Origin of the sequence: Escherichia sp. HH41S, assembly GCF_009820115.1 — a bacterium.
In the GTDB taxonomy this organism is placed as follows: Bacteria; Pseudomonadota; Gammaproteobacteria; order Enterobacterales; family Enterobacteriaceae; genus Escherichia; species Escherichia coli_F.
Genome location: NZ_VNXE01000105.1, coordinates 116,394 through 126,518, shown reverse-complemented (window position 1 = coordinate 126,518; position 10,125 = coordinate 116,394). Strand labels below are relative to the sequence as shown.

General features: G+C 48.2%; 9 protein-coding genes. 7 read left to right on the top strand and 2 right to left on the bottom strand.

The window, feature by feature from the left end; all coding sequences use genetic code 11:
• The 4 genes from FQZ95_RS20785 to tauD all read left to right on the top strand — a co-directional run.
• Positions 1–458, top strand: a 458-nt coding sequence (locus tag FQZ95_RS20785) for a DUF4376 domain-containing protein (RefSeq protein ID WP_160530611.1), incomplete at its 5' end; no start/stop codon positions are given.
• 123 nt (positions 459–581) lie between these two features.
• Complete coding sequence (locus FQZ95_RS20780; RefSeq protein ID WP_001372435.1) at positions 582–767, top strand: Com family DNA-binding transcriptional regulator; 186 nt, start codon at positions 582–584, stop codon at positions 765–767.
• Complete coding sequence (locus FQZ95_RS20775) at positions 688–1,413, top strand: Mom family adenine methylcarbamoylation protein (RefSeq protein ID WP_074400346.1); 726 nt, start codon at positions 688–690, stop codon at positions 1,411–1,413. The genes FQZ95_RS20780 and FQZ95_RS20775 overlap by 80 nt, the downstream gene beginning before the upstream one ends.
• A gap of 95 nt (positions 1,414–1,508) precedes the next feature.
• Positions 1,509–2,189, top strand: coding sequence for a taurine dioxygenase (gene tauD / locus FQZ95_RS20770; RefSeq protein ID WP_337190718.1), 681 nt, complete (start codon positions 1,509–1,511; stop codon positions 2,187–2,189).
• A gap of 39 nt (positions 2,190–2,228) precedes the next feature.
• Here tauD and hemB read toward each other — a convergent pair whose 3' ends face one another.
• A complete protein-coding gene (gene hemB / locus FQZ95_RS20765) occupies positions 2,229–3,203 on the bottom strand; it encodes a porphobilinogen synthase (RefSeq protein ID WP_001295337.1) in 975 nt (324 codons plus the stop codon).
• A gap of 525 nt (positions 3,204–3,728) precedes the next feature.
• Here hemB and ehaB point away from each other — a divergent pair.
• Together ehaB and iprA are read left to right on the top strand one after the other, a co-directional pair.
• On the top strand, positions 3,729–6,677 hold the full coding sequence (ehaB, locus tag FQZ95_RS20760) for an autotransporter adhesin EhaB (protein ID WP_160530610.1): 2,949 nt from the start codon (positions 3,729–3,731) through the stop codon (positions 6,675–6,677).
• An 85-nt stretch (positions 6,678–6,762) separates the two neighbouring features.
• Positions 6,763–7,386 (top strand): hydrogen peroxide resistance inhibitor IprA, encoded by a 624-nt coding sequence (gene iprA, locus FQZ95_RS20755; RefSeq protein WP_001295817.1) that lies wholly within the window; start codon positions 6,763–6,765, stop codon positions 7,384–7,386.
• Here iprA and ampH read toward each other — a convergent pair whose 3' ends face one another.
• Positions 7,387–8,544, bottom strand: coding sequence for a D-alanyl-D-alanine-carboxypeptidase/endopeptidase AmpH (gene ampH, locus FQZ95_RS20750; RefSeq protein ID WP_032302539.1), 1,158 nt, complete (start codon positions 8,542–8,544; stop codon positions 7,387–7,389).
• 351 nt (positions 8,545–8,895) lie between these two features.
• On the opposite strand from ampH, the gene sbmA reads away from it, so the two are divergent.
• Entirely contained in the window at positions 8,896–10,116 is a 1,221-nt protein-coding gene (sbmA, locus tag FQZ95_RS20745) for a peptide antibiotic transporter SbmA (RefSeq protein WP_160530609.1), read from the top strand.
• Positions 10,117–10,125: the final 9 nt, after the last annotated feature.

Genomic DNA, 10,125 nt, shown 5'->3' with positions numbered 1-10,125 from the left:
ATGATACATCAACAATCGGTAAGCGCATCTGGCAGGAACTGCAAAGCGGCAAATGGGGCGAAATCGCCCCGTTCACCATCACGCCGGAGCTTATCGCAGCGGCAAAAGATGCCAAAAAGATGGAAATCGAGGCGTGGCGCACAGAACAGGAAGCGCAGCCGTTCACGTTCGAATGGAACGGTCGCACCTGGAACGCTGGCCCCGACTCACTGGCCCGTCTTTATCCTGTGGTAATGGCGGCGAAATCTGACACAGCGCGGGACGTGATGACGTGGGGTGACGCCGATAATCAACAGGTGAAACTGTCAATGCCGGAACTGGAAGAACTGGCGATAGCAATGGCGCAGGCACAGGTCGATCGCAATGACGGGATTTATCAGCGCCAGCGTGAAATGAAGGAGCAGCTTTCCCGGCTGTCCACACTGGACGAGGTGAGAGCGTTAACTGTCGGTGATTAAATAATCAGTATGTATAGTTTATGACGATCGATAACATCATATCGATCGTCGGTTTGCATCAGTTGTGATTAAATACCCCCAGCCCTCCGGGCGCTCATGTCTGGTTATTACACAGGGGGAATCATGGACTCTGTTCGCTGTAAAAACTGCAATAAATTACTGTTTAAAGGAGGTTTTAAGCATATAGAAATTAAATGCCCTCGCTGTAAACGTTACATTGTCATATCGAATGCCAAAGAGCATCCCACGGAGCTGTATTGTGGGAAAAGAGAAGAAATCACGCATTCTGACAAAACCCTGCGTTATTGAGTATGAAGGCCGGATTGTCGGCTATGGTTCAAAGGAGCTGCGCGTTGAAACCATATCCTGCTGGCTGGCCCGCACAATCATTCAGACAAAACACTATTCCCGCCGTTTTGTGAATAACTCCTACCTGCATCTTGGCGTATTCAGCGGACGTGATCTGGTTGGCGTTCTTCAGTGGGGATATGCCCTTAACCCCAACTCAGGGCGTCGGGTCGTGCTTGAAACGGATAACCGGGGCTATATGGAGCTGAACCGCATGTGGCTACACGACGACATGCCCCGCAATTCTGAATCACGGGCTATCAGCTACGCGCTGAAAGTTATCAGGTTACTGTATCCGTCAGTTGAGTGGGTTCAGTCTTTTGCAGACGAACGCTGCGGACGTGCTGGCGTGGTATATCAGGCGTCGAATTTTGATTTTATAGGCAGCCACGAAAGCACGTTCTACGAACTGGACGGCGAGTGGTATCACGAGATAGCGATGAACGCGATTAAGCGTGGAGGGCAACGAGGCGTGTATTTGCGGGCTAATAAGGAGCGGGCCGTGGTACACAAATTTAATCAATATCGCTACATCAGATTCCTGAACAAGCGCGCAAAAAAGCGCCTAAACACCAAGCTATTCAGGATTCAGCCATACCCGAAGTGATCCCACTTAATGAATAAAAAAGCAGCGGTTAATGCCGCTGTTTTATCTTGAATAACTTCCATATGCGCGCTTCTGGCTTATCTTGAAAGAATTCCATATCTATCTTGAATAATTTTGCGCGCTTTAATATTCATCCTGTTTACCCTCATGCCGAAGGGGTTGAGGAGATCATCGTACTGGATACTCATAACGATAATCCGCCAGATAACGATAACTGGCACACCGATGTGACATTTATTGAAACGCCACCCGCAGGGGCGATTCTGGCGGCGAAAGAGTTACCCTCGACTGGCGGCGATACGCTCTGGACCAGCGGCATTGCGGCCTATGAGGCGCTCTCTATTCCCTTCCGCCAGCTGTTGAGCGGGCTGCGTGCGGAGCATGATTTCCGTAAATCGTTCCCGGAATACAAATACCGCAAAACGGAGGAGGAGCATCAACGCTGGCGCGAGGCGGTCGCGAAAAATCCGCCGTTGCTACATCCGGTGGTGCGAACGCATCCGGTGAGCGGTAAACAGGCGCTGTTTGTGAATGAAGGCTTTGCTACGCGAATTGTTGACGTCAGCGAGAAAGAGAGCGAAGCCTTGTTAGGTTTTTTGTTTGCCCATATCACTAAACCGGAGTTTCAGGTGCGCTGGCGCTGGCAACCGAATGATATTGCGATTTGGGATAACCGCGTGACTCAGCACTATGCCAATGCGGATTACCTGCCACAGCGGCGGATTATGCATCGGGCTACGATCCTTGGGGATAAACCGTTTTATCGGGCGGGGTAAGGGGGAAATGCCGGGTTGGATAACCCGGCATAATGATCATTAACGCAGAATCTTCTTCTCAGCCAGATCCAGCGCAAAGTAGCTGAAAATCAGATCCGCACCCGCACGCTTAATTGAACCTAAGCTTTCGAGCACGACTTTCTCTTCATCTATAGCACCCGCCAGCGCGGCGAACTTAATCATCGCGTACTCACCGCTCACCTGATACGCACCAATCGGCAATTCAGTACGCTCACGCAGCTCACGCACGATGTCGAGGTACGCTCCGGCTGGTTTAACCATCAGGCAGTCTGCGCCCTGGGCTTCATCCAGCAGTGACTCACGAATCGCCTCGCGACGGTTCATTGGGTTCATCTGATAACTTTTGCGATCGCCTTTTAATGCACTTCCCGCCGCTTCACGGAACGGACCATAAAAGGAAGAGGCGAACTTGGTCGAATACGACATAATCGCCGTATCTTTAAAGCCCGCAGCGTCCAGCGCCTGGCGAATCGCCTGTACCTGACCATCCATCGCGGCAGAAGGGGCGATGAAGTCTGCGCCTGCAGCAGCTGCAACCACGGCTTGCTTGCCTAAATTTTCCAGAGTCGCGTCGTTGTCGACGCCATGCTCGCACAGAACACCGCAGTGACCGTGAGATGTGTATTCACAGAAGCAGGTGTCTGACATAACGATCATTTCTGGCACGGTCTGCTTGCAGATGCGCGACATACGCGCCACCAGTCCATCTTCCCGCCAGGCATCGCTGCCGGTTTCATCGGTATGGTGAGAGATGCCGAAAGTCATCACGGAACGAATACCGGCGTTGGCGATGCGTTCAATTTCGCGTGCCAGATGTTTCTCTGGAATGCGCATCACGCCTGGCATGGCTTCAACGGCTTTGTAGTCGTCAATTTCTTCTTCAACAAAGATCGGCAACACCAGGTCGTTAAGGCTAAGTGTTGTCTCTTCAAACATAGCGCGCAGCGCAGGAGATTTGCGCAGGCGACGAGGGCGTTGGATTAAATCTGTCATGGTCTGCCTGATGTTTGTGGAATCGAGGGGCATAGTATACCTGAAGCAGGGTGGGGATGTTTTACGAAAGTTGTCGCGATGTTGACAAGAAGAGAATGAATGAGAGGTCAGGACATCTTTGTAATAGAAATAGCAATAAATTTATATTCATTGAAAATATTTTTAATTTTTATTTATAGCTATAGATTATTGTTTTTGGGGATTTGGTGACGTTTTCAAAAAGTGAATAGCGTAAAGTTCATTGCTTATTGATACATTATTTGTCTGGTTTGGTGTTTTTATATTTTTATGGTCTATGCTTTAAAATTGGCGCTTTCATTAACCTATTGAAATAATGTATTTTTGTTATTTATTTCTTTATGTGTGTTCACGTGCTTTATATATGTCCGCAATCGGACTTAGGGGAAAGAATAATTGAACCATTCCTCTATAACGCCGCATAATCGTAAACGCGAAACATAATATGTTTTCTATGCATTGATAATTGATGGATCAACTTATTACGTCCCTGAGGAGGGATGACAAATGCACTCCTGGAAAAAGAAACTTGTAGTATCACAATTAGCATTGGCTTGCACTCTGGCTATCACCTCTCAGGCTAATGCAGCGACCAACGATATTTCTGGTCAAACTTACAATACTTTCCATCACTACAACGACGCCACCTATGCTGATGACGTTTACTATGATGGTTATGTAGGCTGGAATAACTATGCCGCTGATAGTTATTACAACGGCGATATCTATCCGGTCATTAATAACGCTACCGTTAACGGCGTGATTTCTACCTACTATCTGGACGATGGTATTTCTACTAATACCAACGCCAATAGCCTGACAATCAAAAACAGCACTATTCACGGCATGATTTATTCCGAGTGCATGACAACTGATTGTGCTGATCGTGCGGATGACTACTACCATGATCGTCTGGCGCTGACCGTTGATAATTCAACGATCGATGACAACTACGAACACTACACATATAACGGCACTTACAATAATGCCGCTGACACTCATGTTGTAAATGTATTTAACATTGGTACTGCCATCACTCTGGATCAGGAAGTTGATCTGTCCATCTCTAATAACTCTCATGTAGCTGGTATTACGCTGACTCAGGGTTATGAGTGGGAAGATATCGACGACAACACTGTCAGCACTGGTGTAAACAGCAGCGAAGTATTTAATAACACCATCACTGTTAAAGATTCTACCGTGACCTCTGGTTCATGGACTGATGAAGGTACTACTGGTTGGTTTGGTAATACTGGTAATGCTAGTGATTACAATGGTGATGGGTGGAATGCTGATGATGTTGCATTAGCTGTTATTGCACATCCATATGCTGATAACGCTATGCAAACCACTGCCACATTCGATAATTCCACACTGATGGGCGATGTATTCTTCTCAAGTAATTTTGATGAGAACTTCTTCCCACAAGGTCGTGATAGCTATCGTGATGCTGACGGTGATGTAGATACTAACGGTTGGGATGGTACTGATCGCCTGGATCTGACCCTGAACAATGGCAGCAAGTGGGTTGGTGCGGCAATGTCTGCGCATCAGGTTGGTGTTGATACTGATGACGATGGTGTAAATGACTCCTATACATATGGAATCAATACTGAAGCCACTGCAACTCTGATCGACATCGCAGCTAACAGCCTGTGGCCTTTATCAACTGTTGGTGTAGAAAACAGCGACTCTGAATACAGCGAATTTGATCACATCATCGGTAACGAAGTTTACCAGAGCGGTCTGTTCAATGTGACCCTGAACACCGGTTCACAGTGGGATACCACCAAAACTTCTCTGATTGATACTCTGAGCATCAACAGTGGTTCAACTGTTAATGTTGCTGATTCAACGCTGATTTCTGACTCTATCTCTCTGACTGGTCTTTCTGCGCTGAACATCAACGAAGATGGTCATGTTGCAACTGATTCACTGACTGTCGACAACAGTACCGTAACCATTTCTGATGAAGTTTCTGCTGGCTGGGCTGTAGGTGATGCTGCTCTGTATGCTAACAACATCAAAGTGACTAACGATGGTATCCTGGATGTAGGTAACACTGCGGCGAATGCTCTGCAGGTTGATACTCTGAACCTGACCAGCACTACTGATACCAGTGGTAACATTCACGCTGGTGTGTTCAACATCGAAAGCAACCGCTTCGTACTTGATGCCGATCTGACCAACGACCGTACCAACGACACTACCAAGTCAAACTACGGTTATGGCTTAATCGCAATGAACTCTGATGGTCACCTGACCATTAACGGTAACGGCGATAACGACAACACAGCTTCTATCGAAGCTGGTCAGAACGAAGTTGATAACAACGGTGACCATGTTGCAGCTGCAACCGGTAACTACAAAGTTCGTATCGACAACGCTACTGGTGCTGGTTCTATTGCTGACTACAACGGCAACGAGCTGATCTACGTTAACGACAAAAACAGCAACGCGACCTTCTCTGCTGCTAACAAAGCTGACCTGGGTGCATACACCTATCAGGCTGAGCAGCGCGGTAACACCGTTGTTCTGCAACAGATGGAGCTGACCGACTACGCTAACATGGCGCTGAGCATCCCGTCTGCAAACACCAATATCTGGAACCTGGAACAAGACACCGTTGGTACTCGTCTGACCAACTCTCGTCATGGTCTGGCTGATAACGGCGGCGCATGGGTAAGCTACTTCGGTGGTAACTTCAACGGCGACAACGGCACCATTAACTATGATCAGGATGTAAACGGCATCATGGTCGGTGTTGATACCAAAGTTGACGGTAACAACGCTAAGTGGATCGTCGGTGCGGCTGCAGGCTTCGCTAAAGGTGACATGAATGACCGTTCTGGTCAGGTGGATCAAGACAGCCAGACTGCCTACATCTACTCTTCTGCTCACTTCGCGAACAACGTCTTTGTTGATGGTAGCTTGAGCTACTCTCACTTCAACAACGACCTGTCTGCAACCATGAGCAACGGTACTTACGTTGACGGCAGCACCAACTCCGACGCTTGGGGCTTTGGTTTGAAAGCCGGTTACGACTTCAAACTGGGTGATGCAGGTTACGTGACTCCTTACGGCAGCGTTTCTGGTCTGTTCCAGTCTGGTGATGATTACCAGCTGAGCAACGACATGAAAGTTGATGGTCAGTCTTACGACAGCATGCGTTATGAACTGGGTGTAGATGCAGGTTATACCTTCACCTACAGCGAAGACCAGGCTCTGACTCCGTACTTCAAACTGGCTTACGTCTACGACGACTCTAACAACGATAACGATGTGAACGGTGATTCCATCGATAACGGTACTGAAGGGTCTGCGGTACGTGTTGGTCTGGGTACTCAGTTCAGCTTCACCAAGAACTTCAGCGCCTATACCGATGCTAACTACCTCGGTGGTGGTGACGTAGATCAAGACTGGTCCGCGAATGTGGGTGTTAAATATACTTGGTAATATTCTTCACTCCGAAGAAATAGGTAATTTAATCTAAATAATGCCCGTCAAGGATTTGACGGGCATTACTGCAAAGGACGCGCAAATGTTATCTGTAGTTAAACCTCTTCAGGAATTTGGTAAGCTCGATAAATGTTTGTCCAGATACGGCACGCGCTTCGAGTTTAATAATGAAAAGCAAGTTATATTTTCAAGTGATGTCAATAGCGAAGATACTTTCGTTATTTTAGAGGGCGTTATCTCTTTGCGTAGAGAAGAAAACGTACTTATCGGTATTACCCAGGCTCCTTATATTATGGGACTGGCTGATGGTTTAATGAAAAACGATATACCATACAAATTAATATCAGAAGGAAATTGTACGGGATATCATCTGCCAGCCAAACAAACCATTACGCTTATTGAACAAAATCAACTCTGGCGAGACGCTTTTTACTGGTTAGCCTGGCAAAATAGAATTCTGGAATTACGCGATGTGCAGCTCATTGGACATAATTCCTACGAACAAATCCGCGCCACGTTATTATCAATGATTGACTGGAATGAAGAATTGCGCTCACGTATTGGCGTGATGAATTATATCCATCAACGTACACGCATATCGCGTTCTGTCGTCGCAGAAGTTCTCGCTGCTTTACGTAAAGGCGGCTATATCGAAATGAATAAAGGCAAACTGGTTGCTATCAACCGTTTGCCTTCAGAGTATTAATCAGGACGCGGGGATGACCAACGGTTTATTCCCGCTCAGTTCGGTCACCAGGTCATTGATGCCATCGCTCATATTTTTAAAGCGCGTCAATGGCGAACGAGTAACCACCACAAACGCGCCAATATTCTTCTGCGGGATCATCGCCATATAGGTAATGAAACCGCCACCACCACCTGTCTTCTGAATAATCCCCGGACGACCCTCTTTCGGGGCCATATATACCCAGCCTAAACCAAGAGCATCCGCTTTGCCGGGGACATCCATACCAATCACTTTCGTAAACTGCGCTCGCTGATAAATCAACGTCTGCATGCGATCTGCCTGGTTACTGCGCTGATAAAAATCAGATGACAAATACTGCTGCATCCAGCGCATCATATCGCCAGGCGTGGAATAGACGCCGCCGCTGCCAATTGCCGCCAGCGTGTTATTGCATGGACTGGCACCGCGCTCTGCAACCATTAAACGGCGGCACTGATCCGGTGAGGGGGTGTAGGTGGTGTCTTTCATCCCCAATGGACGGGTAATCTGCTCTTCAAACAACTGGGTATAAGGCTTGCCAGACGCATTCGCAAGTGCATCTGCCAGCAGGTCGAACGCAAGGTTAGAGTACGCCGCCTGACTGCCTGGCGCGGCTTTCAGCTTCGCCGTAGAAAGGTATTTCCAGCGTTGCTCGCGCGTTGGCCAGACAAACACCGGACGATGTGCCGCGCCACCGGGCTGTTCACGGGGCAGGGCGCTGGTATGGGTTGCCAGATTCACCAGCGTAATGGGCGTCCCATTGTAGGTCGGTACGCGTGCGCCTGGCGGAGCATATTTACTTAGTGGATCGTTTAACTTCACGGTCCCCTGGTCGAGCAATTTCACCAGCATTTCACTGGTCATTAGCTTGGTGAGGGAAGCAATACGCACGACCGAATCCAGCTGCGGGCGAACGTTATTACCCGGGCGCGTTTCGCCATAACTGCGAAAGACGCGCTGGTTACCGTCGATAACAACCAGCGCCATCCCCGTGGCACCACTGCCATAAAAAATATGATCGGCATAACGATCGACAATATCAGAGGCGAACTCCGGTTCAGTGATCGGCTGCGCCGCATGGACGGGGGTCAATAACGCCGCACAAAGCACGGCAGAAAAAAGCAGACTACGTTTCAACGGTGGTGTCCATAGATTGAATGAAGGTAACTGAGCGTATTTATACTACTCATTGATGGATTGAAAAGGGCGAATTAGTGCAATAATAGTGTTAAAAACGTAACGGCGCGTAAACACGATCTTTTTCCTGCTCACCAATGCCTGCATTTGTGATCCTGCGCGTGTTAATCCGCTAATGTAAATAATCTTTGGTTTGTGAAATCCGTCGAAACAATTCTTATGGTCAGGCTGGCGAACTATGCGCCTTGCTATGGGTCACAATGGGCGGTTTCATTTGGCTGATTCTTTGTAGCGGTCATGCGGTTAATACACAGCAGTTGTTAAAACGATAAGAAGTTAGCAGGAGTGCATATGTTTAAGTCTTTTTTCCCAAAGCCGGGAGCGTTTTTTCTCTCGGCCTTTGTTTGGGCATTGATTGCCGTGATCTTCTGGCAAGCCGGTGGGGGGGATTGGGTGGCGCGCATCACCGGAGCTTCCGGGCAGATCCCAATTAGCGCCGCGCGTTTCTGGTCGTTAGATTTCCTGATATTTTACGCTTACTACATTGTTTGCGTAGGGCTTTTTGCACTGTTCTGGTTTATTTATAGCCCGCATCGTTGGCAATACTGGTCAATACTCGGTACTGCGTTGATTATCTTCGTCACCTGGTTTTTGGTGGAAGTTGGAGTTGCCGTCAACGCCTGGTATGCGCCGTTTTATGATCTGATTCAAACTGCGCTAAGTTCGCCGCATAAAGTCACTATCGAACAATTTTACCGCGAAGTGGGTGTCTTTCTGGGGATTGCGCTGATCGCGGTGGTGATCAGTGTGCTGAACAACTTCTTTGTCAGTCACTACGTGTTCCGCTGGCGTACGGCGATGAACGAATATTACATGGCGAACTGGCAACAACTGCGTCATATCGAAGGTGCCGCCCAGCGTGTGCAGGAAGACACCATGCGTTTTGCTTCAACGCTTGAGAATATGGGCGTCAGTTTTATCAACGCTATCATGACGTTGATCGCCTTCCTGCCGGTACTGGTAACGCTCTCTGCGCATGTGCCGGAGTTGCCGATTGTCGGCCATATTCCGTATGGTCTGGTGATTGCTGCTATCGTATGGTCGTTGATGGGGACCGGATTGCTGGCAGTGGTAGGGATCAAACTGCCGGGACTGGAGTTTAAAAATCAGCGTGTAGAAGCTGCCTACCGTAAAGAGTTGGTTTATGGTGAAGACGATGCATCGCGCGCGACACCGCCTACGGTACGCGAGCTGTTTAGCGCCGTGCGGAAAAACTATTTCCGCCTCTATTTTCACTATATGTATTTCAACATCGCCCGCATTCTCTATTTGCAGGTCGATAACGTTTTCGGTTTGTTCTTGCTGTTTCCGTCGATTGTTGCCGGTACGATTACGCTCGGCCTGATGACGCAGATTACCAACGTTTTTGGTCAGGTTCGCGGTGCTTTTCAGTACCTGATTAACTCATGGACCACGCTGGTTGAGTTGATGTCTATCTACAAACGTCTGCGCAGCTTTGAACATGAGCTGGATGGTGACAAAATTCAGGAAGTAACCCATACCTTGAGTTAAAAAGGAGAA

Bases quoted from the DNA above. Each gene is read 5' to 3' on its own strand.
- FQZ95_RS20780 (WP_001372435.1), top strand. From the start codon at position 582: ATGGACTCTGTTCGCTGTAAAAACTGCAATAAATTACTGTTTAAAGGA.
- FQZ95_RS20775 (WP_074400346.1), top strand. From the start codon at position 688: ATGCCAAAGAGCATCCCACGGAGCTGTATTGTGGGAAAAGAGAAGAAA.
- hemB (WP_001295337.1), bottom strand. From the start codon at position 3,203: ATGACAGATTTAATCCAACGCCCTCGTCGCCTGCGCAAATCTCCTGCG.
- ehaB (WP_160530610.1), top strand. From the start codon at position 3,729: ATGCACTCCTGGAAAAAGAAACTTGTAGTATCACAATTAGCATTGGCT.
- iprA (WP_001295817.1), top strand. From the start codon at position 6,763: ATGTTATCTGTAGTTAAACCTCTTCAGGAATTTGGTAAGCTCGATAAA.
- sbmA (WP_160530609.1), top strand. From the start codon at position 8,896: ATGTTTAAGTCTTTTTTCCCAAAGCCGGGAGCGTTTTTTCTCTCGGCC.